Origin of the sequence: Extensimonas soli (assembly GCF_029211265.1) — a bacterium.
In the GTDB taxonomy this organism is placed as follows: Bacteria; Pseudomonadota; Gammaproteobacteria; order Burkholderiales; family Burkholderiaceae_C; genus Extensimonas; species Extensimonas soli.
The window spans coordinates 143,851-170,347 of record NZ_JARGEL010000028.1 but is presented as its reverse complement, the minus strand read 5'-3'; the positions used below and the strand labels follow the sequence as shown (position 1 = coordinate 170,347).

General features: G+C 65.5%; 21 protein-coding genes. 19 read left to right on the top strand and 2 right to left on the bottom strand.

From position 1 onward, the window contains the following. Window positions 1-77: 77 nt before the first annotated feature. Complete coding sequence (locus PYV55_RS13620) at window positions 78-1,244, bottom strand: acyl-CoA dehydrogenase family protein (RefSeq protein WP_275852174.1); 1,167 nt, start codon at window positions 1,242-1,244, stop codon at window positions 78-80. 21 nt (window positions 1,245-1,265) lie between these two features. Next, window positions 1,266-3,317 carry an NADPH-dependent 2,4-dienoyl-CoA reductase gene (locus PYV55_RS13615; RefSeq protein WP_275852172.1) on the bottom strand — a complete coding sequence of 684 codons (2,052 nt, stop codon included), beginning with the start codon at window positions 3,315-3,317 and terminating at the stop codon, window positions 1,266-1,268. A gap of 161 nt (window positions 3,318-3,478) precedes the next feature. On the opposite strand from PYV55_RS13615, the gene PYV55_RS13610 reads away from it, so the two are divergent. The 19 genes from PYV55_RS13610 (at window position 3,479) to PYV55_RS13520 (ending at window position 26,277) form a co-directional block, all read left to right on the top strand. Continuing rightward, window positions 3,479-4,642, top strand: coding sequence for an acyl-CoA dehydrogenase family protein (locus PYV55_RS13610; protein WP_275852170.1), 1,164 nt, complete (start codon window positions 3,479-3,481; stop codon window positions 4,640-4,642). Beyond that, window positions 4,643-5,431 (top strand): enoyl-CoA hydratase/isomerase family protein, encoded by a 789-nt coding sequence (locus PYV55_RS13605; RefSeq protein ID WP_275852168.1) that lies wholly within the window; start codon window positions 4,643-4,645, stop codon window positions 5,429-5,431. A gap of 88 nt (window positions 5,432-5,519) precedes the next feature. Beyond that, complete coding sequence (locus PYV55_RS13600) at window positions 5,520-7,127, top strand: carboxyl transferase domain-containing protein (RefSeq protein ID WP_275852166.1); 1,608 nt, start codon at window positions 5,520-5,522, stop codon at window positions 7,125-7,127. A 67-nt stretch (window positions 7,128-7,194) separates the two neighbouring features. Next, window positions 7,195-9,207 (top strand): acetyl/propionyl/methylcrotonyl-CoA carboxylase subunit alpha, encoded by a 2,013-nt coding sequence (locus PYV55_RS13595; protein ID WP_275852164.1) that lies wholly within the window; start codon window positions 7,195-7,197, stop codon window positions 9,205-9,207. 27 nt (window positions 9,208-9,234) lie between these two features. Continuing rightward, window positions 9,235-10,203, top strand: coding sequence for a hydroxymethylglutaryl-CoA lyase (locus PYV55_RS13590; protein ID WP_275852162.1), 969 nt, complete (start codon window positions 9,235-9,237; stop codon window positions 10,201-10,203). 162 nt (window positions 10,204-10,365) lie between these two features. After that, window positions 10,366-11,970, top strand: a complete 1,605-nt coding sequence (locus tag PYV55_RS13585; protein WP_275852159.1) for a carboxyl transferase domain-containing protein — start codon at window positions 10,366-10,368, stop codon at window positions 11,968-11,970. Between the two features lie 28 nt (window positions 11,971-11,998). Continuing rightward, on the top strand, window positions 11,999-12,796 hold the full coding sequence (locus PYV55_RS13580) for a crotonase/enoyl-CoA hydratase family protein (RefSeq protein ID WP_275852156.1): 798 nt from the start codon (window positions 11,999-12,001) through the stop codon (window positions 12,794-12,796). Between the two features lie 126 nt (window positions 12,797-12,922). Then, the gene (locus tag PYV55_RS13575; RefSeq protein WP_275852153.1) at window positions 12,923-15,001 is read left to right on the top strand and encodes an ATP-binding protein; all 2,079 of its coding nucleotides are present in this window, start codon (window positions 12,923-12,925) and stop codon (window positions 14,999-15,001) included. Next, window positions 14,998-16,149, top strand: coding sequence for an acyl-CoA dehydrogenase family protein (locus PYV55_RS13570; RefSeq protein WP_275852150.1), 1,152 nt, complete (start codon window positions 14,998-15,000; stop codon window positions 16,147-16,149). Before PYV55_RS13575 ends, PYV55_RS13570 begins: the two co-directional genes overlap by 4 nt. Then, window positions 16,146-17,219 (top strand): MBL fold metallo-hydrolase, encoded by a 1,074-nt coding sequence (locus PYV55_RS13565; RefSeq protein WP_275852147.1) that lies wholly within the window; start codon window positions 16,146-16,148, stop codon window positions 17,217-17,219. Before PYV55_RS13570 ends, PYV55_RS13565 begins: the two co-directional genes overlap by 4 nt. A gap of 9 nt (window positions 17,220-17,228) precedes the next feature. Then, complete coding sequence (locus tag PYV55_RS13560; RefSeq protein WP_275852145.1) at window positions 17,229-17,711, top strand: PaaI family thioesterase; 483 nt, start codon at window positions 17,229-17,231, stop codon at window positions 17,709-17,711. After that, window positions 17,708-18,142, top strand: coding sequence for a PaaI family thioesterase (locus tag PYV55_RS13555; RefSeq protein ID WP_275852143.1), 435 nt, complete (start codon window positions 17,708-17,710; stop codon window positions 18,140-18,142). The genes PYV55_RS13560 and PYV55_RS13555 overlap by 4 nt, the downstream gene beginning before the upstream one ends. A gap of 34 nt (window positions 18,143-18,176) precedes the next feature. Next, window positions 18,177-19,055: an SDR family oxidoreductase gene (locus PYV55_RS13550; RefSeq protein WP_275852141.1), complete on the top strand. Its 879-nt coding sequence runs from the start codon at window positions 18,177-18,179 to the stop codon at window positions 19,053-19,055. A gap of 4 nt (window positions 19,056-19,059) precedes the next feature. Beyond that, window positions 19,060-19,752, top strand: coding sequence for a transglutaminase-like domain-containing protein (locus tag PYV55_RS13545; RefSeq protein ID WP_275852139.1), 693 nt, complete (start codon window positions 19,060-19,062; stop codon window positions 19,750-19,752). Then, window positions 19,749-20,624, top strand: a complete 876-nt coding sequence (locus PYV55_RS13540) for an alpha/beta fold hydrolase (protein WP_275852137.1) — start codon at window positions 19,749-19,751, stop codon at window positions 20,622-20,624. The genes PYV55_RS13545 and PYV55_RS13540 overlap by 4 nt, the downstream gene beginning before the upstream one ends. Window positions 20,625-20,663: 39 nt before the next feature. Beyond that, complete coding sequence (locus tag PYV55_RS13535; protein WP_275852135.1) at window positions 20,664-22,187, top strand: AMP-binding protein; 1,524 nt, start codon at window positions 20,664-20,666, stop codon at window positions 22,185-22,187. Window positions 22,188-22,385: 198 nt separating this feature from the next. After that, a complete protein-coding gene (locus PYV55_RS13530; protein WP_275852133.1) occupies window positions 22,386-22,862 on the top strand; it encodes a MaoC family dehydratase in 477 nt (158 codons plus the stop codon). A gap of 55 nt (window positions 22,863-22,917) precedes the next feature. After that, on the top strand, window positions 22,918-24,570 hold the full coding sequence (locus tag PYV55_RS13525) for a cyclohexanecarboxylate-CoA ligase (protein ID WP_275852131.1): 1,653 nt from the start codon (window positions 22,918-22,920) through the stop codon (window positions 24,568-24,570). Window positions 24,571-24,627: 57 nt separating this feature from the next. Then, window positions 24,628-26,277, top strand: a complete 1,650-nt coding sequence (locus PYV55_RS13520; RefSeq protein ID WP_275852129.1) for an AMP-binding protein — start codon at window positions 24,628-24,630, stop codon at window positions 26,275-26,277. Window positions 26,278-26,497 lie beyond the last annotated feature (220 nt).

The following is a 26,497-nucleotide window of genomic DNA, read 5'->3' as shown; positions in this document are numbered from 1 at the left end:
GGATCGGTTCTGGCATGGGTGATGAAGTCTGCAAGGGACTGCCACAGGGTGGCAGCAAAGGGAGAAACGCAAAAGAATCAGTACGATTTCGGCAGTCCCAGCACCTTTTCGGCGATGAAGCACATGATGAGCTGTGGACTGATCGGCGCGATGCGCGGAATCATGATTTCGCGCAGGTAGCGCTCGACGTGGTATTCCTTGGCGTAGCCAAAGCCGCCCAGCGTGGCCATGGCACGCTGGCAGGCGTTGAAGCCGGCCTCTGCGGCGAGGTACTTGGCGGCGTTCGCATCGGCCCCGCACTCGAGGTGGTTGTCGTACTTCCAGGCGGCGCGCATGGCCATGAGCTCGGCGGCTTCGAGCTCCATCCACGACTGCGCGAGCGGGTGCTGTATGCCCTGGTTCTTGCCGATCGGGCGGTCGAACACCTCGCGCTCCTTCGCGTATTGCACGGCGACTTCGAGCGCCTTGCGGCCTAGGCCCACGGCTTCGCCCGCGATCAGCACGCGCTCGGGGTTCATGCCGTGCAGGATGTATTCGAAGCCGCGGCCTTCTTCGCCGATGCGGTCTTCGACGGGCACGCGCAGGCCGTCGATGAAGACCTGGTTCGAATCGACGGCCTTGCGGCCCATTTTTTCGATCTCGCGCACCTCGACGAAGCGGCGGTCGAGGTCGGTGTAGAACAGGCTCAGGCCGAAGGTGGGCTTTTTGCACTCTTCGATGGGCGTGGTGCGCGCAAGGATGAGCATTTTGTCGGCCACCTGCGCGGTCGAGATCCAGACTTTCTGGCCGCTCAGCACGTAGTGGTCGCCGGCGCGCTCGGCGCGCGTCTTGAGGCGCGTGGTGTTGAGGCCGGTGTTGGGCTCGGTGACGGCGAAGCAGGCCTTTTCCTTGCCCTGGATCAGCGGCGGCAGCATGCGGCGCTTTTGCTCTTCGGTGCCGAAGACCGCGACGGGTTGCAGGCCGAAGATGTTCATGTGCACCGAAGACGCGCCCGACAGGCCCGCGCCCGACTGGGAAATGGCCTGCATCATCACCGTGGCTTCGGTGATGCCCAGGCCGCCGCCGCCGTATTCGGTCGGCAGGCAGATGCCCAGCCAGCCGCCATCGGCCAGCGCGCGGTGCAGCTCGTGCGGAAAGCCGCCGACGCGGTCGCGCTCGAGCCAGTAAGCGTCGTCGAAGCGGGCGCATATCTTGCCTATGGCCTCGCGGATGGCTTCGTGTTCTTTGGATGCGGAAAAGTCCATGATGGGGGCACTCCTGGGGCGTCAAACGATGCTGTATGCCAGGCGCATGCCCTGGTTGATGGCGCGCAGCGCGTCGAGTTCGGACGCAAGCTCGGCACCGCCGATCACGTCGGCAGCGATGCCTTGCGCGCGCAAGGCGGCGGCGAGCGTGTTTTCACTATCCTGGCCTGCGCATAACACGATAGTGTCCACGGCGAGCGTCTGCGGCGCGCCATGGACGCTCAGCTGTAGACCTTCGTCGTCGATGCGTTCATAGCTGCAGCCCGAAAGCGCGCGCAGCTTGCGCTGCGCGAGTTCGGCCTTGAGCGCCCAGCCCGTAGTAAGGCCCAGGGAGCGGCCAGGCTTTTCAGGTTTGCGCTGCAGCAGCGTGACTTCGCGCGGTGCTTTGATGGGGGCTGGCGGCTTGAGCCCCCCGGTGGAGTCGGGTGAGGTGTCCACGCCCCATTCGGCGAAAAAGGTTTGTACGCTTTGCTGTGCCTCGTGTGCATCGTTTGCGTCGTGCAGCAAAAAAGCCGCAACGTCGAACCCAATGCCGCCCGCACCTATGATGGCCACGCGCCGCCCCGCCTGCACCTTGCCCGCAAGGATGTCGGTGTAGCCCACGACCTTGGGGTGGGTGATGCCCGGAATCTGCGGTGTGCGCGGACGCACGCCCGTGGCCACGACGATGCGTTCGTAGCCGGCCGCGGCCAGGGTGGCAGCGTCGGGGCGCGATTGCAGGCGCAGGTCGATACCGTGGCGTTCGATACTGTGCTGAAAGTAGCGCAGCAGCTCGTCGAACTCATTTTTTCCGGGTACGGCCTTGGCCAGGTTCAGCTGGCCGCCGATTGCGGAGCCGGCCTCGTAGAGCGTCACCGCGTGGCCGCGCTCGGCCGCCGTGATCGCGCAGGCCAGGCCGGCTGCACCCCCGCCCACGACAGCCACTTTGCGCTTGGCTTGGGGCGGCGGAAGTTGCGCAAACTCGACTTCATGGCAGGCGCGCGGGTTCACGAGGCAGGTGGCCGGACGCTCGGCAAAGATGTAGTCTAGGCAGGCCTGGTTGCAGGCGATGCAGGGCGCGATCTCGTCGGCCCGGCCTTGTGCGGCCTTGTTCACGAAGTCGGCGTCGGCAAGAAAGGGGCGCGCCATCGACACCATATCGGCGTCGCCGCTCGCGAGGATTTCTTCGGCCAGCGCGGGCGTGTTGATGCGGTTCGAGACGATGACCGGGATGTTCACGGCTTTCTTGATGCGCGCCGCAGCAAAGCGCCAGGCCGCACGCGGCACCACATAGGCGATCGTGGGGATGCGCGCCTCATGCCAGCCTATGCCGGTGTTGAGCAGGTCGGCGCCCGCGGCCTGGATGGATTGGGCCAGGTGCACGATTTCATTGGCGGGCGCGCCGCCCTCGACGAGGTCGAGCGCAGAGATGCGGTACATGAGCAAAAAGCCCGGGCCCACGCGGGCGCGGGTGCGGCGCACGATCTCTACGGGCAGGCGGTGACGGTTTTCCATGCTGCCGCCGAATTCGTCCGTGCGGTCGTTGGTGCGCGTGACGGTGAACTGGTTGATCAGGTAGCCCTCGGAGCCCATGATTTCCACGCCGTCGAAGCCGGCGCGCTGTGCGAGTTCAGCGCAGCGCGCGTAGTCGTCTATGGTTTGCCAGACTTCTTGCGTGCTCAGGGCACGCGGTGCGCGCGGGTTGATGGGCGAGGGAATCGCAGAGGCGCCCACGGGGTGGGCGATTTTGGCGTAGCGCCCCGTGTGCAGCACTTGCAAAAGAATCTTGCCGCCCACGGCGTGCACTGCGTTGGTGATGGGCTTGAGCTCGTCGGCCTGCTCGGGCGTGACGAGCATGGGGCCGTTTTCGTCGAGCCGGCCGTCGCTGCACGGCGCGTAGCCGCCGGTGACGATCAGGCCGGCGCCGCCACGCGCACGCTCGGCGTAGAACGCGGCCAGGCGTTCAATGGGGCGGTCGAGCGATTCGAGCCGCGTGTGCATGGAGCCCATCAGGGTACGGTTGCGCAGCACATGGGCGCCAACTTGGAGGGACGAAAGCAGCGTCGGGAAGGCGGCGGTGGTGGCGTTGTGCATTGCGGAAGTTCCCTGGAGTCAAGTCTAACTAACAACTGTTCGATGCTATTATAGGGCCTGGCTTTGCGCTGCAGCCATGCGCCCGTGCTGCGAATGTTTCGCGCCGGGCGGCCTGGTTGCCGCAGGTGGTTTCAGCAACATTTCCCCTGGGAGACCCTACGATGATTTTGAATGAAGACCAGATTGCGTTGCGTGACGTGGCACGTCGTTTTGCGCGTGAAAAACTGCGCCCTGATTACCAAAAGCGGGAATCCGACCCGGGCATAGACCGGGCCTTGTTCCGCGAAATGGGTTCGCTGGGTTTGATTGGTGTCGATCTGCCGCAGGAGTATGGTGGTCTGGGCGAAAGCGGCGTGACCTCGGGCGTGATCATCGAAGAAATCGCCTACGCCGACTTCAATGTGAGCTACCTGCAGCTGCTCGGCTCCTTGATGGGGGCCATCATTCATGCCAATGCCTCGCCCGAACTTGCGCGCCATTGGAACAGCCGCCTGGTGGCCGGCGAGGCCATCGTGGCGCTGGGCCTGACCGAGCCGCGCGGTGGCTCGGACGCGGCCAATCTGCAGCTCAAGGCGCGCCGCGACGGCGATGATTACGTTCTCTCGGGTGAGAAAACCTCCATCACCCTGGCGGATCAGGCCGATGCCATCATTCTCTTTGCCCGCACCGGCAAGCCCGAGGATGGCGCACGCGGCATCAGCGCCTTCCTCGTCGATCTGAACCAAAAGGGTGTGCAGCGCACGCGCTTCAACGACCTGGGTAGCAAGATCATCGGCCGCGGTTCGGTCTTTTTCGACGACGTGCGCGTGCCTGTGGCCAACCGCCTTGGTGCCGAAGGCAAGGGCTTCACGCAGGTGATGCAGGGCTTTGACTTCAGCCGTGTGCTGATCGCGCTGCAATGCGTCGCCGCAGCGCAGGCCTCGATCGACGAAGCCTGGGAATACACCAAGGAGCGCCACGCCATGGGCGCGCCGCTGGCGCAGTACCAGGGCGTGAGCTTCCCGCTCGTCGAGTTCGAAACGCAGATCGCCGCGTGCCGCCAGCTCTGCTACCACGCGCTCGCGCTGCGCGACGCGGGCATGCCGCACACGGCCGAGGCCGCGATGGTCAAGTGGATGGGCCCCAAGACGGCGTTCGACACCATTCACCAGTGTTTGCTGACGTTTGGCCACTACGGCTGGTCCATGGACTTGCCGCACCAGCAGCGCCTGCGCGACGTGATGGGGCTGGAGATCGGCGACGGCACGGCGCAGATCATGAAGCTGATCGTGGCGCGCGAGCGTGTGGGCCGTGCTGCGGTGCAATACGCGAAGGAGAGCAAATAAATGAGCGAAGCCCCTCCGGTGATCGTCAGCCGCAGCGGCGCGGTGGGTGTGATCGAGCTCGCGCGGCCCGACAAGTTCAATTGCCTGTCGCTGGCCGTGCACGCTGCGCTCGAAGCAGCCATCGATGACTTCGAAAAGCCAGGCTCCGGTGTGCGCGCGGTCTTGATCCGCGCCCAGGGCAAGCATTTTTGCACTGGCGCCGACCTCGAGGAGGTCAAGTCGCTGCGCAGCGACCCCGCCAAGATCGAGCACTTCATCCGCTACGGCCACGGCGTGCTGCGCCGGCTCGAAGCGAGCCCCTTGCCCATCGTGGCAGCCTGCCAGGGGCTGGTGCTCGCGGGTGGTACCGAGTTGATGCTTGCCTGCGACGTGATTTTTGCCGCCAAGGACGCGCGCTTCGGCGACCAGCATGCACAGTTTGGCCTGGTGCCGGGCTGGGGCGGCAGCCAGCGCTTCCCGCGCATCGTGGGCCTGCGCCGGGGCTTGGACCTGTTCTTCACTGCGCGCTGGATAGACGCCGACATGGCGCTGCAGTGGGGCTTGGTGAACTATGTGGTCGAAGCAGACAAGCTTTCCGAAGCGGCGCTCGAATACTGCACCAAGATCACCACGCGCAGCCGCGCCGGTATCGCCACCATGAAGCGCCTGGCGCGCGAGGGGCTCGAAGGTTCGCTCGCCGATGGCCTCAAGCTCGAACAAGACATCGTCACGGGTGCCTTGCTCAGCGATGACGTCAGCGAGGGTTTGGCCGCCTTCGAGGGGCGCCGCGCGCCTGTTTTCAAGTCCTGAGTCAGGACGTCCCGCGCAGCGTGCGTGGTGTCCCCGGCCTTCGCCGGGGCCATGCGCGCTTCGCTACCGTGCTTTTCGACACCGCACCATGACCATTCTTTCTTCACGCATTTCCACGTCGGACGAGGAGTTCCGGCGCAACCAGGAAGCCTACGAGGCGGTGATTGCCGAGCTGCAGGCGCGGCGCCAGCGTGCGCTTGCGGGCGGGCCGCCCAAGGCGCGCGAAAAGCATCTGGCGCGCAACAAAATTCTGCCGCGCGAGCGCGTGGAAGTGCTGCTCGACCCGGGTTCGCCGTTTCTCGAAATCGGCATGCTCGCAGGCGAAGACATGTACGAGGGCGTGCCGCCCGGCGCGAGCATCATCACCGGCATCGGCCTGGTGCAGGGGCGCCCGTGCATGATCATCGCCAACGACGCCACCGTCAAAGGCGGCACCTACTACGGCATGACCTGCAAGAAGCACGTGCGCGCGCAGCAGATTGCGTGGCAGCACCGGCTGCCGTGCATCACGCTGGTGGACAGCGGCGGCGCCTTTTTGCCCGACATGGCCAACATCTTCCCGGATGTCGGGCAGTTCGGCAGCATCTTCAACAACCAGGTGCGCATGTCGGCCGAGGGCATACAGCAGATCGCCGTGGTGCTGGGGCCTTGCACGGCGGGCGGCGCCTACATCCCTGCGCTGTGCGACGAGGTCGTGATCGTCAAGGAGCAGGGCTACATGTACCTCGGCGGCCCCGAGCTCACGTTTGCCGCCACTGGCGAGACCGTGGATGCCGAGTCGCTCGGCGGCGCCAAGATGCACTGCAGCGTGAGCGGCGTGACGGATCACATCGCCGAGGACGACCGCCACGCGCTCGCGATCACGCGCGAGATCGTGCGCGACCTGGGCGAAGTACCCAAGCCGCGCTGGACGCGCCAGCCCTCGCTGCCGCCGCGCTACGACCCGCGCGAAATCTACGGCATCATCAGCCGCGACCCCAAATTCCCCACCGACACGCGCGAAATCCTCGCGCGCTTCGTCGATGACAGCCGCTTCCAGGAATTCAAGCCCATGTACGGCGACACCCTGCTCACGGGTTTTGCGCGCATCCATGGGCACGAAATCGGCATCCTCGCGAACCAGGGCGTGCTGTTTCCCGAAAGCGCGATGAAGGCGGCGCACTTCATCGACCTGTGCTGCCAGCGCGACATTCCGCTGCTGTTCATGGCCGACGTCACGGGCTTCATGGTCGGGCGCGCGGCCGAGCAGGCCGGCATTGCCAAGGCCGGCGCGAAGATGATCACGGCCATGGCCTCGGCCAACGTGCCCAAATACACCATCATCATCGGCGCCTCGTATGGTGCGGGCTATCTGGCCATGTGCGGGCGCCCGTTCAATCCCACGGCCATGTTCACCTGGCCCACGGGCCGCGCCGCGATCATGGGGCCCGAGCAGGCTGCGACCGTGATGGCGCTGGTGCGCCGGCAGATCAACAAGAGCGAGGGCAAGGAGTGGACGCCCGAGGAAGAAGAGGCTTTCAAGGCACCCGTGCGCAAGATTTACGAGGACTTCCAGCCCGCGAAGAACTTTTCTTCCAACTTGTGGGCGGACGGCATTCTCGATCCGGTCGAAACCCGCGACGCGATGGGCCTGCTGCTCGACCTGGCCTCGCGCACCGCGGCCAAGCCGACGCCGTTCGGCGTCTTCCGTTTCTGAGCAGCGCACGGCCCCTGGGTTCATGTGCCGCTGAGTCGGTTCTCTTCGATCCACAGAGTTTCACGAGATGATCAAAAAAGTCCTCATTGCCAACCGCGGCGAAATCGCGTGCCGCATCGCGCGCACCTGCCGCAAGCTCGGCCTCGAAGTGGCCACCGTGCATTCGAGCGCGGAGCGTTTTGCGCGCCATGTGCGCGAGATCGGTGAGTCGATCGAAATCGGCGGCGCTGCGCCCGCCGAGAGCTATCTGCGCATAGACGCCATCGTGGCGGCCGCGCGCCGCGTCGGTGCTGATGCGGTGCACCCAGGCTACGGCTTTTTGTCCGAAAACGCCGACTTCGTGCGCGCGCTCGACGCCGCGGGGCTGACCTTCATCGGCCCGCGCGCGGAAACGATGGAGCGCATAGGCGGCAAAGCCAGTGCCAAGATCGAGGCGCAGCGCGCCGGCGTGCCGGTGATTCCCGGCAGCCCCGGCGGCATGAAAGACCCGGCCGAGGTGTTGCGCCTGGTGCAAAGCATGCCGCTGCCCGTGCTGCTCAAGGCCGTGGCCGGGGGCGGTGGTCGCGGCATGGCCGTGGTCGAAACGCTGGACGGCCTCGAAGGCCGCATCGAGAGCGCGATGCGCGAGGCCGAAAAGGCTTTCGGCAATGGCGAGCTGATCGTCGAGCGCTACCTGCCGCGCGTGCGCCACATCGAGGTGCAGGTTGCTGGCGACGGCCAGGGCCAGGCGATCCATTTGTTCGAGCGCGAGTGCACGCTGCAGCGCCGCCACCAAAAAGTCATCGAGGAGGCGCCCTCGGCCGGTTTGCCCGAGCCGCTGCGCCAGGCGATCCTGGCCGACGCGGTCAAACTGGCCGCGAGTGTCGAATACCGCGGTCTGGGCACGGTGGAGTTCGTCGTCGCGGGCGACGAGTATTTCTTTCTTGAAGTCAATCCGCGTCTGCAGGTCGAACACCCGGTGACCGAAGAAGTCACGGGGCTCGATCTGGTCGCGCTGCAACTGCAGATCGCCGACAGCGGCACTTTGCCGCTCAGCCAGGCCGAGGTGCGCTGCACGGGCCATGCGTTCGAGGCGCGGCTGTGTGCCGAAGACCCGGCGGCTGGCTTTTTGCCGGCCACGGGGCGCTTGCAGCTCGTGGATTTTGCGCGCGCCGGGGTGCGCATCGAGTCGGGCGTGGAAAGTGGTGACGAGATTTCGCCGCACTACGACTCGATGATCGCCAAACTCATCGCGCACGGCCCCGACCGCGACGCCGCGCGCCGCGCTTTGCTCGCCGGCCTGCGCGCGAGCACGGTGATCGGCCTGCCGACGAATCTGCAATTTTTGCAAGAGCTGCTCGAATGGCCGCAGACGCGCGACGCGAGCTTTCACACGCGGCTGATCGACGAACGCTATGCGCCGGGTGCAGCCGCAGCAGCAGGGGCTGCCGCGCCGGGCAGCGCTGTGCCGATCGAACATCTCGCGGCCGCGGCGCTTTACTGGCATGGGCAATGGCGCGCGCAAACGCCTGAGCTCGGCTGCTGGACGCTGAGTGGCCTCACGGGCTGGCGCTTGAACACGGGTGCCATGGCGCCCGCGCCGCAGCCTGCGCTCGTGCTCAAACAGGGTGCGAGCGAGTGGCCGGTGCGCTTTTCGGGCATCACCGCGCAGGGCGACTACCGGCTGCGCATCGCTGAGGAAGAAATCGAGGCCACGCAGCGCCAGATCAGCGCAGGCCGCTATCTTTTGCTGTGCAAGGAGCACGCGCTCGAGGTAACGATTGGCGGTGATGCGCAGCAGATCGAGCTGGTGAGCGCGCTCGGCACGGCGGTGCTCTCGGCCACCTCCTACCTCGGCGGTGCCGCGAGCGATGCCGCAGCCGGCGGGCAATTGCTCGCGCCCATGATGGGCAAGGTCGTGGCCGTGAAGGCGCAGGCCGGCGACGCCGTCGTCGCCGGACAGACCGTGGTCGTGCTCGAATCCATGAAGATGGAGTTGCACGTCACGGCGCCTTTCAACGGCAATGTGAGCAGCCTGCGTTGCCAGGTGGGCGACATGGTCGAGCGCCACCAGGTGCTGGCCGAGGTCAGCCCGGTCTGAGGTTGAACATCACCGAAGGAGACCGCCATGAGCGACTTGCCCCGTTCCGTAGAGTTTCACGAAGAAGGCCCGCGCGAGGGTTTTCAGATGGAAAAGCAAACCTTCCCGCTGGCCGACCGCGTGGCGCTGATCAACGCCTTGTCGGCCGCCGGGCTCAAGCAGATCCAGGTGGCTTCCTTCGTGAGCCCGCGCGCCGTGCCGCAGATGGCGGACACGCCCGAGCTGTTCGCCGCGATCACCAAGCGCCCGGGCACACGCTACACGGCACTGTGGCTCAACGACAATGGCTTCGACCGCGCGCGCGCCTGCGACCAGGTGGACCTCGACGGCAAGCTGATGTTCTACACCACCGAGCCGTTTTCGCAGCGCAACAACAATTGCAGCGTGGCCGAGATGCGCGAGCGCCAGCTCGGCTGGCTGGACCGCTACATCGCGCTGGGCATTCCGGTCGAAAAGGCCTACGTGATCACGGCCTTCGGCTGCAACCTCGGCGGCCCCGTGCCGGTGTCGGCCGTGACCGACCACATTCGCTGGCTCATAGACGCCTGTGCCGATCGCGGTGTGCCGCTGCCCGCGCTCTACCTGGCCGACACCATGGGCTGGGGCAACCCTGAAGAGATCAGGCGCCGTATAGGCGCGGTGCGCGAGCTTGCGCCCGATGCGGCCATCGGCCTGCATCTGCACGACACGCGCGGCGCGGGCGGCGCCAACGTTTACGCGGCGCTGCAAATGGGCGTGCGCCTGTTCGACAGCTCGGTCGCGGGCCTGGGCGGCTGCCCGTTCGCAGGGCACAAGCACGGTGGCGCGGCAGGCAACGTCTGCACGGAAGACATGGTGTTCATGTGCGAGGAAATGGGCATAGAAACCGGCATAGACCTCGAGGCGCTGATCGAGGCCGCGCGCCTGGCCGAGCGCATCATCGGCCGCCCGCTCTCGGGGCACGTCATGCACAGCGGCTCGCTCAAGGCTTTTCGAGAAGGCGCTGCTGCGCACTGAAAAAATGGGATTTAGCTATTGAAAAAGAAGCTGTTAGCGAAGATAAATAAAAGGCTATATGTCAATTTTGTTTTTGTATTTTTGCAATGAAAACGATAGCAAATCCCTGTGCCCGCAAACGTGCCCTGCAGCACTGGGCACGCAGCCAGAGAGGTGGTGAGCATGGCCGTACTTGAATCGCACATCGACGTGCGCGGCGCAGACTTTGCCGAGAACCTGCGCTTTCACCGCGCAGAAATTGCGCTGCTGCAAGAGCGCTTGCGCGAGGCCGCGACGGGCGGGCGCGACGCGCACATCCGGCGCCATCGCGCACGCGGCAAGTGGCTGGTGCGCGAGCGCATAGCCTTCATCGTCGATGACGGCACGCCTTTTCTGGAGCTTTCGCCGCTCGCGGCCTGGGGCCAGTACGGCAACGAGGTGCCGGGCGCGGGCATCGTCACCGGCGTCGGCATCGTGGCCGGGCGGCCCTGCATGTTCATCGCCAACGACGCGACCGTGAAGGGCGGCTCGTTCTTCCACGAAACCGTGAAAAAACACCGGCGCGCACAGGAAGTCGCCTGGCGTCTGCGCCTGCCTTGCCTGTACCTCGTCGATTGCGGCGGCGCTTTCCTGCCAGAACAAGACCGCGTCTTCCCCGACCGCGATCACTTCGGCAACAACTTCTTCCAGCAGTGCCGCATGTCGCAGGACGGTATCCCGCAGCTTTCCGCCGTGTTCGGCGGCTGCACTGCGGGCGGCGCGTACATTCCGGCGCTTTCCGACGAGGTGATCATGGTGCGTGGCAACGCGCGCATCCACCTGGGCGGCCCCTCGATCGTGAAGATCGCGATCAACGAAACGGTCGATGGCGAAACCCTGGGCGGCGCCGAGATGCACACGCGCGTTTCGGGCGTGAGCGACTACCTCGCCGAAGACGAGGCGCAGGCGCTCGCGCTGCTGCGCCAGGTGGTGACCAAACTGCCGCCCGAGCCGGGCGCGCTCGCGCTCGTGCCGCCGCTGCCGCCGCGCCCGCCGCGCTACGACCCGGCCGAGCTCGACGGCATCGTGCCCGCCGATCCCAAGCAGCCCTACGATGCGCGCGAGATCATCGCGCGCCTGCTCGACGGCAGCGAGTTCCACGAGTTCAAGCCGTTGTGGGGCGAGACGCTGGTCACGGGTTTTGGCGCGCTGCATGGCCAGCCCGTGGCCGTGCTTGCGAACAATGGCGCGCTCGTCGCCGAGGCGGCGCTCAAGGGCGCGCACTTCATCGAGCTGGCCAACCAGCGCGGTGTGCCGCTGCTTTTTTTGCAGAACATCGCGGGCTTCATGGTCGGCAGTGAAGCCGAACGCGGCGGCATCGCCAAGCACAGCGCGAACATGGTCTATGCGCAGTCGTGCGCGCGCGTGCCCAAGCTCTCGCTGGTCGTGGGCGGCTCGTACGGCGCGGGCAACTACGGCATGTGCGGGCGTGGCTTCGAGCCCGAATTTTTGTTCACCTGGCCGAGCGCGAGCGTGGCCACCATGAGCGCCGACATCGCGAGCAACGTCATGACCGAACTCGCGCGCTCCAACCTGCGCGGCCCGGCCGACGAGGCGCGCATAGCCGAAGTCGAGCGCCAGGTGCGCGAGCAATACGCGCGCCAGAGCGACCCGTATTACGCCACCTCGCGCCTGTGGGACGACGGGCTCATCCAGCCCTCGGCCTCGCGCGACGTGCTGGGCCTGGCGCTCGCGCTCGCGGTGCGCCGAAGCGTAGCGCAGACGGCGACGCCCGTGTACCGCATGTAAGCCATCCAGAAGAACGAAAGTCCGACCTATGACCACTCCGCATTTCGAAACCCTGCTGCTCGACATAGACGCGCGCGGCATCGCGCGCCTCACGCTGAACCGCCCTGACACGCACAACGCGCTCAACGCCACGCTGATCCATGAATTGCACCGCGCCGCCGAATGGCTGGGCCGTGCCGACGGCGTGCGCGCGGTGGTGCTCACGGGCGCGGGCAAGACCTTTTGCGCCGGCGGCGACCTCGGCTGGATGCAGGAAAACACGAAGAAAACCCGCGCCCAGCGCGTCAGCGAAAGCGGCGACCTCGCGCGCATGCTGCGTGCCCTGAACGAGATGCCGCTGCCGCTGATCGGGCGCATCAACGGCCCCGCGTATGGCGGCGGCGTGGGCATGATCTCGGTGTGCGACATCGCCATCGGCGTCGAAACAGGCGTGTATTCGCTCACCGAAGTGCGCCTGGGCTTGCTGCCCGCGAACATCGCGCCCTACGTGGTCGCGCGCATGGGCGAGGCGAACGCGCGCCGCACCTTCCTCACGGCGCGGCGCATGGGCGGGGCCGAGGCGCGCAGCCTGGGCCTGCTCTCCGACGTGGTGAGCGCCGAGCAGCTCGACGCCGCCGTCGAGCGCGAAATCGCCGATCTGCTGCAATGCGCGCCCGGCGCCGTCGCCGCAACCAAAAAGCTCATCGCCTACGTCGATGCGCACGACCTCGACACCAGCATGATCTACACCGCCGACAAGCTCGCCGACGCCTGGGAAACCGACGAAGGCCGCGAAGGCATCACGGCATTTTTCGCCAAACGCGCGCCGTTCTGGCGCAGGGGGTGAGCATGTTCGATACCTTGGTGATCGCGAATCGGGGGGGCCAGCCGGCCTTGGCCGGCGCAGCGGCGCAGCCAAATTGCCTGGCGCGCCTGGCGCGCGGGGCAGGCGATTTCACCACGGGAGGTCGCCATGTTTGACACCTTGCTGATCGCCAACCGCGGTGAAATCGCCTGCCGCATCGCGCGCACCGCGCGGCGCATGGGACTGCGCACGGTGGCGGTGTATTCCGACGCCGACCGCGATGCGCTGCATGTAAGCGCCTGCGACACGGCGGTGCGCATAGGCCCGCCAGAGGCCGCGCGCAGCTACCTCGACGCTGCAGCCATCGTCGCGGCGGCGCGCGCGAGCGGGGCGCAGGCCATCCACCCCGGCTACGGCTTTTTGTCCGAGAGCCTCGCGCTGATCGAGGCCTGCGAGGCGGCGGGCATCGCCTTCGTCGGACCTTCGCGCGAAGCGATCCGGCGCATGGGCTCGAAGATCGAGTCCAAGCGCATCGCGCTCGCAGCCGGCGTGCCCGTGGTGCCGGGCTACCACGGCGACGCGCAGGACGAGGCCACGCTGGTCGAAGCGGCTGCGGCCATCGGCTACCCCGTGCTCATCAAGGCGTCGGCGGGCGGCGGCGGCAAGGGCATGCGCGTGGTGCGCAGTCCGGCCGAGTTCGTGCCGGCGCTCGCTACCGTGCGGCGCGAGGCGCAGGCCGCGTTTGGCGACGACCGCGTGCTGCTCGAACGCTACCTCACGCTGCCGCGCCACCTCGAGGTGCAGCTGCTGGGCGACAAGCACGGGCACCTCGTGCACCTGTACGAGCGCGAATGCTCGATCCAGCGCAACCACCAGAAGGTCATCGAAGAGGCTCCCGCGCCGCACCTCGCACCCGAATTGCGCGACGCGCTCTTGCAGCACGCGCTGACCATGGGCCGCGCCATAGGTTACGACAGCACGGGCACGATCGAATTCATCCATGACAGCCACACCGGCGAGAGCTTCTTCCTCGAAATGAACACGCGGCTGCAGGTCGAGCACCCCGTGACCGAGCTCACGGTGGGCATGGACCTGGTCGAATGGCAGCTGCGCGTGGCCGCGGGCGAGGCGCTCGCGTTCACGCAAGCGGATATTGTGCAAAGCGGCTGCGCGATCGAGGCGCGCGTGTGCGCCGAGAACCCCGCCGCCGGTTTTGCGCCCGAAATCGGCCATCTGATCCACTACGAGGAACCCAGCGGCCCGGGCATCCGCGTGGACAGCGGCGTGCGCACGGGCAGCGAGGTTTCGCTGTTTTACGATTCGATGCTAGCTAAAGTGATAGCGCACTCCGCAGACAGGGCGGGCGCTGCACGCCGATTGGTGCATGCACTCGAGCGCACCGTGGTGCAGGGCGTGCACAGCAATCTGGAGTTCCTCGCCGACCTGGTGCGCCACCCGCACTTTGCGCAGGTGCTCTCGACGAATTACATCGCAAGCGCCTTCCCGCAAGGCTGGGCAGCGCAGCCGGCAAGCGAGCTGATGCGCGTCGCCGCGGCGCTGCACGGCGTGCTCGCGCGCCAGGCGGCGGCCGGCCCCTCGCCGTGGCAGACGCTGGGCGCCTGGCGCCTGCCCACGGCCGCCAAGCCCGAGGGCACCCGCGTGCTGCTGCAAAACGCCGCTGGCCAGATCGTGCAAGCCCAGGTGTGGCCTGAGGGCGAGCATTGGTGCGTGCGGATCGACCGGGCCGAGGCGGCTGACAAGCCGCCCGTCGAAGGCGAGGGCGAAGGCCGCAGCGAAGGCGAGGGCGGCACCACCTACCGCGTGCAAGCGCGCCGGGCGCCCGATGCGCTCGAGTTGCGCAGCGACGACGCCTTCGTGCGCTATGCGGTGGCGCAGCAAAAAGGGGAGCAGGGCGAGCAGCTGTGGCTCACCGGCGCGGGCATCACGCGCGCCTGGCACTGCGTAGATCGCTGGCAGCGCGCGCTGCGCGGCGCTGCGGGGCAGCATGAGCACAGCGGCAACCACCTGCGCGCGCCCATGCCGGGCATGGTCACGCAGGTGCCCGTGCAGGTCGGCGCGCAGGTGCAGGCCGGCGAGGTGCTGGTGCAGATGGAGGCGATGAAAATGGTGCACACGCTGAGCGCGCCCGCGCCCGGGCGTGTCGCCGAACTGCGCTGCCGCGCGGGCGACGCCGTGCGCGGCGGCGACGTGCTGGTGGTACTGGAAACAACAGAGGAAAACCCATGACGAACAACGACCCGATTTATTTCGACGAGCCACACCGGCAATTCCGCGACAACCTGCGCCGCTTCGTCGAGCAGGAAATCGTGCCCAAGGCCCTGCCCTGGGAAGATGCAGGCATGGTGCCGCGCGAGGTGTTGCGCACCATGGGCGAACTCGGCTACCTGGGCATACGCTACCCCGAGCAGTACGGCGGTTCTGCTCTCGACACGGTCTATAGCGCGATCCTGGCCGAGGAGCTGGGGCGCTCGACTTTCGGCGGCTTTGCCGTCACGGTGCTCGTGCACACCGACATGGCCTCGCCGCACCTGGCCAACTACGGCAACCCCGAGCAGCTCGCGCGCCACCTGCCGGGCGTCACGCGCGGCGAAAAAATCTGCGCCGTGGCCGTGACCGAGCCCGACGCCGGCTCGGACGTGGCCGGCATACGCACGCGCGCCGTGCGCGATGGCGACCACTGGGTGCTCAATGGCAGCAAGATCTTCATCACCAACGGCGTGCACGCCGACCTGTATTTCGTCGGCGCCAAGACCGACACCACGGCCAAGGGCTCGCGCGGCATCTCGATTTTCATCGTCGAAAAGGGCACGCCGGGTTTTCGCGTCGGGCGCAAGCTCAACAAGAGCGGCTGGCTCAGCAGCGACACGGCCGAGCTCGTGTTCGAGAACTGCCGCATCCCGGCCGCGAACCTGCTGGGGCAGGAAAACAAGGGCTTCTACCAGATCATGCGCAACTTCCAGAACGAGCGCATCGTGCTCGGCGCGCAGGCCGTGGGTGAGGCCGCGCGCGGCATCGAGCTGACGCTGGACTATGTGCGCCAGCGCAAGGCTTTCGGCGCCACGCTGTGGGACAAGCAGGCGATCCGCCAGCGCCTGGCGATGCGCGCCGCGCAAGTCGCCGCGGCGCGCCAGCTCGTCTATCACGCAGCCTGGCTCGATGCGCAGGGGCGCGAATGCATCAAGGAGGTCTCCATGGTCAAGTCCTTGTGCGGCGAGCTCGTCAACGAGGTGCTCTACGACTGCCAGCAGTTCCACGGCGGCTTTGGCTACATGCGCGAGGCCGCGATCGAGCGCATGGTGCGCGACGCCCGTGTCCAGGCCATCGGCGGCGGCGCTACTGAAGTGATGCTTGAAGAAGTGGCCAAAAGGCTATGAACGCGCCCGCCACTCCCCCCGCTGTTGCCGCATCCGCCGAGGCACAGGATGCAAACACGATCGCTGGCCTGCCGCTGCGCGAGGTCTTGCCCGGCATTCTGATGTTCACCCTGCCGGTCGAATACGGCATAGACCACGTCAACGTCTATCTGATCCAGGATGGCGCGGGCTGGTGCCTGTTCGATACCGGATCGAACTGCGCCTCGGCGCGCCAGCTGTGGGAGCAGGCGCTCGCCGGGCCGCTGCAGGCCGGTTTGACGCGCATCGTCGTCTCGCACCACCACCCCGACCACATGGGGCTGGCCGTGTGGCTGCACGAGCGCACCGGCGCGCCGATCTGGATGCGGCCCGAAGAAGCGCACGTGGCCGAACAGATGCACGTGCGCCGCGCTGAAGACCAGGCCGAGTGCATGCGCTTCATCTGCCGTCATGGCCTGTCTGAGGCGGACGCCAAGGCCGTGGTGCATGACGTGCTGCAGGCCAGCATGGCCTGCGCCGTGCCCGAACATTTCGAAACGATAGCACCCAATGCAAGGATCGCCATAGGAAACCACGTTTTCGAGGCCCTGGTGCTCGGCGGCCATAGCGTCGCTCAGGTGTGTCTGTACGAGCCGAACCTCAAGCTGCTGCTCACGGGCGACCAACTGCTCGAACGCATCACGCCCAACATCGGCGTCTGGCCTTATGGCGAGACGGATCCGCTGCCGCGTTACCTCGACAGCCTGCGCACCATCGCCAAACTCGACATTGCCCATGTGCTGCCTGCGCACCACCGCGTGTACCAGGCCGGCGTGCAGCGTGCCCATGCGCTCGTGGCGCACCACGAGCGCGCCTTGCGCAAATTCATGGCCAAGCTCAGCCCGCAAGGCATGAATGCGGCCGAGCTGGGTCTGGCCGTCTATGGCGACCAGCACGAGGTCCTGCATGCCTATTTGGCGATGGGCGAGACGCTCGCGCACCTGCTCTGGCTCGAGCGCCAGGGCCATGTGCGGCGTGAAGAAACACCCGCGCTCACACGCTGGTTCCCTGGCCCGAAGGCCGCAGAATTGACCACCCTCGCACTTTCCTGAAGGACTGCGATGACAGACACGACGGCAACGCCCTCTGAACAAGAAATGGTGGTGCGGTGGAAGAAGTTCATCCACGCCTCACCCTACAACCGCGAGCTCGGTGTGCTCCCGCACGCCGCGCAGCCTGATTGGTTCGTGCTCAAGATCGATTACCAGGACTTTTTGATCGGTGACCCGAAAACGGGCGTGATCCATGGCGGGGTGATCACCTCTTTGCTCGACGCCGCCTGCGGGCTTTCCATCTTCATGAAGCTGCCGGAGCTCAAACCCATGGCGACGCTGGACTTGCGCATGGACTACCTCAAGCCCGCGACGCCGGGGCGCACGATCCTCGGCGGGGCGGTGTGCTACAAGCTCACGTCCGAGCTCGCCTTCGTGCGCGGCGCGGCCTACCACGACACGCCCGACGATCCCATCGCCATGGCGGTGGGCGTTTACATGTTCACTTCGGGGCGTCCGGTGATCGCGGAGAAAGTGGAGGCCATGCAATGAGCTGGGCCGAGCGCATCAACCAGGCCCGCGCCAACAACGACTGGCGCCCGCTGATCGACGCCGTGCCGTTTGCGCGCTTTCAGGGCCTGCGCATAGACGTGAAGGGCGAAGAGTTCACCTGCATCCTGCCGTTCCAGGAAAAGCTCATCGGCAACCCCATCCTGCCGGCACTGCACGGCGGCGCCACGGGCGGCTTTCTCGAATGCGCGGGGATTTTTTACCTGCTGTGGCACATGGAAAGTCAAGAGCTGCCCAAAACCATCGATTTCAGCATCGACTACCTGCGCTCGGGCCGCCCCAAAGACACCTACGCCAACGTCGTGATGGTCAAGCAGGGCCAGCGCGTTGCCAACCTGCGCATCCAGGCCTGGCAGGAAAGCCCCGACAAACCCATCGCCCTCGGCCACGGCAATTTCATGCTGCGCGGCTAAGCACTCACTACAAGTTCACATCAAGGAGATTTTCATGGCACAAGCCACCTATCGTTCCGTCTTCCGCCCCGGTCTGTTTGCCGGCCAGACCGTGATCGTGACCGGCGGCGGCAGCGGCATAGGCCGCTGCACCGCGCACGAACTCGCCAACCTCGGCGCCGCCGTGGCGCTGGTGGGGCGCAGCATCGAAAAGCTCCAGAACGTGCAGGCCGAGATCGAGGGTGCTGGCGGCAAGGTCAGCATCCACTCGTGCGACATCCGCGACGAGGCCGGCGTCAAGGCCATGGTGGCCGATGTGCTCGCACGCCACGGCAAGATCGACGGGCTGGTGAACAACGCGGGCGGCCAGTACCCGCAGCCGGCCAAGGACATCAGCTTCAAGGGCTGGGAGGCCGTGGTGCGCAACAACCTCACGGGCGGCTTCCTCGTGGCGCGCGAGGTGTTCAACCAGTGCATGGAGCAGCACGGCGGCTCCATTGTGAACATCATCGCCGACATCTGGGGCGGCATGCCCACCATGGCGCACAGCGGCGCGGCGCGTGCGGGCATGCTGTCGTTCACGGAAACGGCGGCGTGCGAGTGGTCGTCCTCGGCCGTGCGCGTGAATGCGGTCGCGCCGGGCTGGATCGCGAGCAGCGGCTTCGACACCTACAGCCCCGAGATGCAGGCCCATCTGCGCTCGCTCAAAACCAAGGTGCCGCTACAGCGCTACGGCACCGAGGCGGAAATTTCCGCTGCCATCGTGTTCCTGCTCAGCGAGGCTGCGGCGTTCATTACGGGCTCGTGCATCCGTGTCGATGGCGGCGTGCCCAATGCGCGTCCTACCTGGACGCTGCAACAGCACGATCGCTCCAAACCCTTCGAAGGCTTTTTACTCGCCCAGCCACCCAAGTGCCTGAGCGTCAAAGACTGAAACCATGCCATTGCAAAATACCCCAGACATGTCGGCCTATCTGGCGCCAGGGCGCTTCGCCGACAGCGACCACCCAGCGGTCGTTGCCTTTGCGCGCCGGGTGGCCGATCCGGCCATGTCTGCGCGTGAGATCGCCGTCAAGCTCTATTACGCGGTGCGTGACGAGTTCATGTACGACCCTTATTACTTCGACACTTCCGAGCAGGGGCTCAAAGCCAGCCATGTGATAGCAGCCGGGCGCGGCTTTTGCGTCCCCAAGGCCGCCTTGCTCGCAGCCGCTGCACGTGTGCTGGGCGTGCCCGCGCGATTGGGCTATGCCGACGTGCGCAACCATCTCACGAGCAAGCGGCTCTACGACATGATGGGCACGGATCTGTTCGTCTTTCATGGCTACACCGAGCTGTGGATCGACGGCCAATGGCTCAAGGCCACGCCGGCCTTCAACCGCTCGCTGTGCGAAAAAGCCGGCATTCATCCGCTTGAATTCGATGGCAGTGCAGATTCGGTGTTCCATGAGTTCGACGTGAGCGGGCGCCGGCATATGGAATACGTGCGCGATCGCGGCAGCTACGCCGACTTGCCGCGCGAAGAACTTCTGAAGGCCTGGAGCGAGCACTACAAGTCCTTCTCGGAGTGGGGGCAGGTCGCGGCCGAGGCTGGCGCCGACTTTGAAAAAGAGGTGGGGGCAGGGGCGTGAGCGGCCGGCGCGAATTTTCCGGTTTTGCCGGGGGGCCGCTGGTCGCGGACGTGTATGGTCCCGAGGGTGCGCCTGCGGTGCTGTTGTTGCACGGCGGTGGCCAGACGCGCCATGCCTGGGGCAACGCGGCCCAGGCGCTGGGCGCGGCGGGCTGGTACACAGTGGCGCTCGACCTGCCGGGACACGGCGAAAGTGCCTGGGCGAGCGACGGCGACTACCGCATCGAAACCCTGGCGCGCACCATGTGCAATGTCTGGCGCCAGCTCGGCCGGCCGCTTGCCGTGGTCGGCGCCTCGCTTGGCGGCCTCGCGAGCATGGCGGCAGTGGGCCTGCCCGACGCGCCGCCCATAGCCGCGCTGGTGCTCGTGGACATTGCACCGCGCATGGAAGAGGCCGGCGTGGAGCGCATCGTCAGCTTCATGCGCGCCCAGCCAGAAGGCTTTGCCTCGCTCGAAGAGGCCGCGCAGCACATCGCGGCCTACCGCGGCAAGCCCATGACGGGCCCGCTCGAGGGCCTGAAGAAAAACCTGCGCCTGAATGCGCAGGGCCGCTGGATCTGGCATTGGGACCCGCTCATGATGAGCGAGGCCAACCACAACCATCGCCGCGATGCCGAAAGCTACGAGCGTGCCCTGCGCGGCCTGCAGTCCCCCACCTTGCTGGTCCGCGGCCAGCGCAGCGACGTGATCACCAAGGAAGACGCCGAGGCTTTGGTGAAAACCCTGCCGCAGGCGCGCTTCGTGGACCTGCGCGATGCGGGCCACATGATTGCAGGCGACGCAAACGACGCCTTCACCGCGAGCGTGCGGGAGTTTTTGCTGGAGGTCATGCCGCCCTCGCCGGCGTCGGCCGCGGCAGTGGCAGCAACGTAGGTGCGCGTGGTGTGAAACAGGAATTTGGAGGAGACGAACATGGACATGCGATCTTTCGGTTTGCACGATGCGATTGCGCGCAACGCCTTGGTGCACGGCGCGCGCACGGCGCTGGTTTTTGAGGGGCAGCGCACGACCCACGCCGAGTACGCCGAGCGCGTGGCGCAGCTTGCGGCCGGGCTTGCAGTTGCGGGCGTGGGGCGTGGCGATCGCGTCGCGATCCTCGCGCAAAACTGCCCTGAATACCTGGACCTATTTGGCGCCGTGGCGTCCCTGGGCGCGATCCTCGTGCCCATCAACTGGCGCCTGTCTGCCGAAGAAGTGGCCTACATCGTCGGCGACGTTGCGCCCAAGCTGCTCGTCGCGGCAGATGAGTTCAAATCCCTGCTTCCGGCACGTCTGGAGGGCGTAACGTGCTATGGTTTTGGTGGGCAGCAGGCGCCTTGGGGGGCGCTGCACTCACTGTATGTGCGCGATGCTGGCGCGGCAAAGGCGTCAATTGCTCCGCTTGCCCCGGTGGGCGACGACGCTGGCGTGGTCATCATCCACACGGCTGCCGTGGGCGGGCGCCCGCGCGGGGCGCTGCTGTCGCATCGCGGCCTGATGCTTGCTGCGATGCAGACCCAGCTCGCCTGGGGCCTCACACCCAAGGATGTGAACCTGGGCGTGTTGCCACTGTTTCACGTCGCCGCGATCGGCTTCTGGCTTGCGGCGCAGCTCGCCGGCGGCAGCACCCTGCTGCTCACGCGCTTCGACCCGGCGGCGCTCGTGCGCCACATCGACGCGGACGGCGGTAGCCTGATCGGCACCTTTCCGCCCATGCTCGGCGCTTTGCTCGATGCTGCTGCAGCGCAGGGTTCGGCGCTCGCGCATCTGCGCATCGTCTCGGGCATAGACACGCCCGAAACCCTGCAGCGCTTGCACACCGTGTGCCCGCATACGCGCTTTTGGAGCGCTTACGGCCAGACCGAGACCTCGGGCTGGGTCAGCATGGCGCCTTTCGACGAATGTCCGGGCAGCGCGGGGCGGCCTGCGGGTCTGAACCGCGTGGCCATCGTCGATGATCTGGACCAGGAGGTGCCGCTGGGCGAAACGGGCGAAATCGTGGTGCGCGGCCCCATGGTGTTCGAGGGTTACTGGCGCCTCGATCAAGACAACGCCTTCACGTTTCGCAACGGCTGGCACCACACGGGCGACATGGGGCGCCTCGATGCCGAGGGCTATCTGTGGTACAGCGGCCGCTCGCCGGCCAAGGAGCTCATCAAGCCCGGCGGTGAAAACGTCTATCCGGCCGAGGTCGAGCGCACGTTGCTCGAACACCCGGCGATCGCCGAGGCCGTCGTGATCGGCGTGCCCGACGCGCAGTGGGGCGAGGCGATCAAGGCGGTGTGTGTGCTCCAGCCGGGGCAGACGGTTACGGCTGAGGCGCTGATCGAATTCGTCGGTGCGCGTATTGCACGCTACAAAAAACCCAAGCACGTGGTGTTCGTGCCGGAGCTTCCCAAGGATGCGGCCGGCAAAACCAACCGCGCAGCCGTGAAGGCCGCACACGGCGGCTTGTGAGTCGGTGATGTCAACCCGGCGTGCTCAAACCGCCATTGACGCTCAGCGTTTGGCCGGTGATCGCGTCGGATTCCGGCCCGGCAAAAAATGCCGCCGCGTTGTGTGCTTGCGCAGGTTGTCGCGCATGCCTTTGCCGCTCATTGGGCTTGTTTCTTGACCATCGTCAGATACTTTTCAACCACACAAAGGAGACTTGCCATGACTTCAACGAGCACCGCCCGGCGCTACAAAACCCATTGCCGCACCATCACCGAGACCGACATCGTCACCTTCGTCAACGTCGTCGGTCTGCATGAGCCCTTTTTCATCGACATGGAATACATCCAGAAGAACATGGAAGGCGCGCACCGCAAACGCTTCGCGCCCGGGCCCATGATCATTTCTCTGGGTATGGGGCTGTTGGCAACTTACGTGTCCGAGATCATCGCGGATACCCTCAAGGAGCAGGATGTGGGCCCGTTCGGCGGCATGACGGGGCTGCAGGCGCGCTTGCGCGGAGCGCTGTTCCCCGGCGACACCATCCATGTGGAATGCGAGCCGCGCCTGCTGCCAAAGACCTCGCGCGGCTACACGCTGATGGAGTTGCAGCATTGGGTGCTCAACCAACATGGCGAGACGATCGCCGACTTCACGGAAACCCTGACTTTTCTTCCCAAGGAAAGCCATTCATCATGAAGGCCCCGGCGTTTTTCGCTTGAGGGACCAATGAGCCATAAAAAGGAGACAAGTGATGTTCGAATCCCAACTCAGCCCCCAACTGCAAGCGCGCTACCAGGCCAGCGGCCACTGGCACAACAAGACGCTGCTCGACTATCTCGACGAAGTCGCGCCCTCGCGGCTCGACAAAATCGCGGTGACCGACATCAACAGCATGACGGGGCGCAAAAACTCCATTTCTTACCGGCAGCTGCTGCAAACCTCCAGGCGCATCGCACTGGGTTTGATCTCGCTGGGCGTGGAGCGTGGCGACGTGGTGTCGTACCAGCTGCCCAACTGGTGGGAATTCGTCGCCCTGCACTTGGCCTGTCTGCACGTGGGCGCCGTCACCAACCCCGTGATGCCCATCTTTCGCCACCGCGAACTCAGTTTCATGCTGGGCCTGGCAGAGACCAAAGTCATGATCGTGCCGCAGAACTGGCGCGGCTTCGACCACCTGGCGATGGTGCGCGAGATTCAACCCAACCTGCCCAAGCTCGAGCACGTGTTCGCCCTGGGCGGCAGCGGTGATGCCTCGTTCGAGAAATACTTCCTCGAGCGGCGCTGGGAACAGGAAACGCCCGACGCCGACAAGATGCTCAAGGCGCGGCGCATGCAGCCCAATGAGGTGATGCAGTTGCTCTACACCTCGGGCACCACGGGCGAGCCCAAGGGGGCAATGCATACGTCGAACACCCATTTTGCTGATGCTGTGGCATTGATGAAGCGCTTTGGTCGTACGGGCGATCACGTGTTCTTCATGCCCTCGCCGATGGCGCACCAGACAGGTTTTCTCATGGGTATGGAGGCGCCCCTGATGCTGGGGTCGAAGGTGGTGCTGCAGGATGTGTGGGATGCCGAAGTGGGGCTCGCCCGTATTCAGGATGAGGGCGTGAATTTCATGATGGGGGCCACGCCATTTCTGGCCGACCTGACCGAGCATCCTGCGCTGCCCAAGTACGACCTGTCCAGTTTCGATATTTTCATGTGCGGCGGTGCGCCTATTCCGCGCGCGCTGGTGCAACGCGCAACTGAGCGGTTGAAAGCAAGCATTGCGTCCGTCTGGGGCATGACGGAAAACCTGATTGTCACGACTACGCGCCTCGATGATCCGTCGGAAAAGGTGTTCAATACCGATGGGCTACCCTTGCCTGGGATGGAAGTCCGCGTGGTCGATCCTGCAGGAAAGCCCCTTGGCGCGGATCAGGAAGGTGAGTTGCAGTCCCGTGGAACGTATCACTTCGTGGGCTATTACAAGCGCCCCGAACTCTACGGCATGGACGACGAGGGCTGGTTCAATACGGGCGACCTCGCACGCATAGACGCCGACGGCTACGTGCGCATCACAGGGCGCGCCAAGGACATCATCATCCGCGGTGGCGAAAACATCCCTGTGGTCGAGGTCGAGCAGTTGCTGCACAAGCACCCTGCCGTGCAGACCGCAGCGGTGGTCGGCGTGCCCGACCCGCGTCTGGGCGAGCGCGCCGCCGCCTACGTGATCCTGCGCCCTGGGCACAGCTTCACGCAGGAAGAGCTGCAGCGCTTTTTTGCCGAGCACCAGATGGCCAAGCAGTATTGGCCTGAATTCTTCGCTGTATGTGAAGACGTTCCGCGCACGCCCAGCGGCAAGATCCAGAAATTCCGCCTGCGTGAAATGGCCAAAGAGCAGTTCAAAGTGCCGCAATAGCGCAGTCATTCTGTTTTTTCATTTTTGTTTTTTCATCGTCCAAGGAGACTTTTGCTTATGTTCGAATCCCAACTGCCCCCCCACCTGCAAGCGCGCTACCAAGCCAGCGGCCACTGGCACAACAAGACGCTGCTCGACTTCCTCGACGAAGTCGCGCCCTCGCGCCTCGACAAAATCGCGGTGACCGACATCAACAGCATGACGGGGCGCAAGAATTCCATTTCTTACCGGCAGCTGCTGCAAACCTCCAAGCGCATCGCCTTGGGCCTGATCTCGCTGGGGGTGGAGCGCGGTGACGTGGTGTCGTATCAAATGCCCAACTGGTGGGAATTCGTTGCGCTGCACCTGGCCTGTCTGCACGTGGGCGCCGTCACCAACCCCGTGATGCCCATCTTTCGCCACCGCGAACTCAGTTTCATGTTGGGTCTGGCCGAGACCAAAGTCATGATCGTGCCGCAGAACTGGCGCGGCTTCGACCACCTGGCGATGGTGCGCGAGATTCAACCCAACCTGCCCAAGCTAGAGCACGTGTTTGCCCTGGGCGGCAGCGGTGATGCCTCGTTCGAAAAATACTTCCTCGAGCGGCGCTGGGAACAGGAAACGCCCGACGCCGAAAAGATGCTCAAGGCGCGGCGCATGCAGCCCAACGAGATCATGGAACTGCTCTACACCTCGGGCACCACGGGCGAGCCCAAGGGCGCTTTGCACACGCCCAATACGCACATTGCCAACCTGATGCAGATTGTGCGGCGCTTCAACCTGACCGGTGACCACGTGTTCTTCATGCCCTCGCCGATGGCGCACCAGACGGGTTTTCTCGTGGGCATGGAGTTGCCACTCGCGCTCGGTGGAAAGATGGTGCTGCAAGACATCTGGGACGCCGAGGTCGGCCTGGGCCGCATCCAGGACGAGGGTGTCAATTTCATGATGGCGGCCACCCCCTTCATGGCCGACCTGACTGACCATCCGGCGCTGCCCAAATACGACATTTCCACGTTCGAATTTTTCATTTCCGCCGGTGCGCCCATTCCGCGCGCGCTCGTGCAGCGTGCTACCGAGCGCTTGCAGGCGCACATCATCTCGGCCTATGGCATGACGGAGAACCTGATCGTCACCTCGACCCGGCTCGAAGACCAGCCCGAGAAAGTGTTCGGCACCGACGGCACCGCCATGCCGGGGATGGAGCTGCGCATCGTCGATCATGCAGGCAAGGTGCTGGGCGTCGATGAAGAAGGGCAGATAGAGTCGCGCGGCCCCGGGCAGTTCGTGGGCTACCTCAAACGCCCGGAAAAGTTCGACACCGACGCCGAAGGCTGGTTCAAGACGGGCGATCTGGGCAAGCTCGACGCCGATGGCTATGTGCGCATCACCGGCCGCGCGAAAGACATCATCATCCGCGGCGGGGAAAACATCCCCGTGGTCGAGGTGGAACAACTGCTGCACAAGCACCCGGCGATCCAGGTGGCCGCCGTGGTCGGCGTGCCCGACGCGCGCCTGGGCGAGCGCGCCGCCGCCTACGTGCTGCTGCGCACTGGGAGCAGCTTCACGATGGAGGAGATGCGCCGTTTTCTGGAAGATAACGGCATGGCCAAGCAATACTGGCCCGAGTTCCTGGCCGTGTCCGAGGCTTTGCCGAGCACGCCCAGCGGCAAGGTGCAGAAGTTCCGCTTGCGTGAAATGGCCAAAGAGCAGTTCAAGACGGCCTGAGGTTTTGCTCAGGTCGGCTCCGGGCGCCCCGCCTGCTCCCTGATGTCAAGGGGGCGGGTGTGCGGCGGCTTTTTTGGCTTCGTCGTTCATGGCACCGGCCATGCACTCCTCAGCCGCGACCAAACTGCCCGCCAGCCGCCTCGCCATCGTCCCGCGTCCTAATGAACAATTTGGGTTGAACAACGCAAGCGTCCGCCCATCCCACAACAAGGAGACTAGT

Coding starts and splice junctions, on each gene's coding strand:
- PYV55_RS13620 (WP_275852174.1), bottom strand. CDS start 1,244: ATGGACTTTTCCGCATCCAAAGAACACGAAGCCATCCGCGAGGCCATA.
- PYV55_RS13615 (WP_275852172.1), bottom strand. CDS start 3,317: ATGCACAACGCCACCACCGCCGCCTTCCCGACGCTGCTTTCGTCCCTC.
- PYV55_RS13610 (WP_275852170.1), top strand. CDS start 3,479: ATGATTTTGAATGAAGACCAGATTGCGTTGCGTGACGTGGCACGTCGT.
- PYV55_RS13605 (WP_275852168.1), top strand. CDS start 4,643: ATGAGCGAAGCCCCTCCGGTGATCGTCAGCCGCAGCGGCGCGGTGGGT.
- PYV55_RS13600 (WP_275852166.1), top strand. CDS start 5,520: ATGACCATTCTTTCTTCACGCATTTCCACGTCGGACGAGGAGTTCCGG.
- PYV55_RS13595 (WP_275852164.1), top strand. CDS start 7,195: ATGATCAAAAAAGTCCTCATTGCCAACCGCGGCGAAATCGCGTGCCGC.
- PYV55_RS13590 (WP_275852162.1), top strand. CDS start 9,235: ATGAGCGACTTGCCCCGTTCCGTAGAGTTTCACGAAGAAGGCCCGCGC.
- PYV55_RS13585 (WP_275852159.1), top strand. CDS start 10,366: ATGGCCGTACTTGAATCGCACATCGACGTGCGCGGCGCAGACTTTGCC.
- PYV55_RS13580 (WP_275852156.1), top strand. CDS start 11,999: ATGACCACTCCGCATTTCGAAACCCTGCTGCTCGACATAGACGCGCGC.
- PYV55_RS13575 (WP_275852153.1), top strand. CDS start 12,923: ATGTTTGACACCTTGCTGATCGCCAACCGCGGTGAAATCGCCTGCCGC.
- PYV55_RS13570 (WP_275852150.1), top strand. CDS start 14,998: ATGACGAACAACGACCCGATTTATTTCGACGAGCCACACCGGCAATTC.
- PYV55_RS13565 (WP_275852147.1), top strand. CDS start 16,146: ATGAACGCGCCCGCCACTCCCCCCGCTGTTGCCGCATCCGCCGAGGCA.
- PYV55_RS13560 (WP_275852145.1), top strand. CDS start 17,229: ATGACAGACACGACGGCAACGCCCTCTGAACAAGAAATGGTGGTGCGG.
- PYV55_RS13555 (WP_275852143.1), top strand. CDS start 17,708: ATGAGCTGGGCCGAGCGCATCAACCAGGCCCGCGCCAACAACGACTGG.
- PYV55_RS13550 (WP_275852141.1), top strand. CDS start 18,177: ATGGCACAAGCCACCTATCGTTCCGTCTTCCGCCCCGGTCTGTTTGCC.
- PYV55_RS13545 (WP_275852139.1), top strand. CDS start 19,060: ATGCCATTGCAAAATACCCCAGACATGTCGGCCTATCTGGCGCCAGGG.
- PYV55_RS13535 (WP_275852135.1), top strand. CDS start 20,664: ATGGACATGCGATCTTTCGGTTTGCACGATGCGATTGCGCGCAACGCC.
- PYV55_RS13530 (WP_275852133.1), top strand. CDS start 22,386: ATGACTTCAACGAGCACCGCCCGGCGCTACAAAACCCATTGCCGCACC.
- PYV55_RS13525 (WP_275852131.1), top strand. CDS start 22,918: ATGTTCGAATCCCAACTCAGCCCCCAACTGCAAGCGCGCTACCAGGCC.
- PYV55_RS13520 (WP_275852129.1), top strand. CDS start 24,628: ATGTTCGAATCCCAACTGCCCCCCCACCTGCAAGCGCGCTACCAAGCC.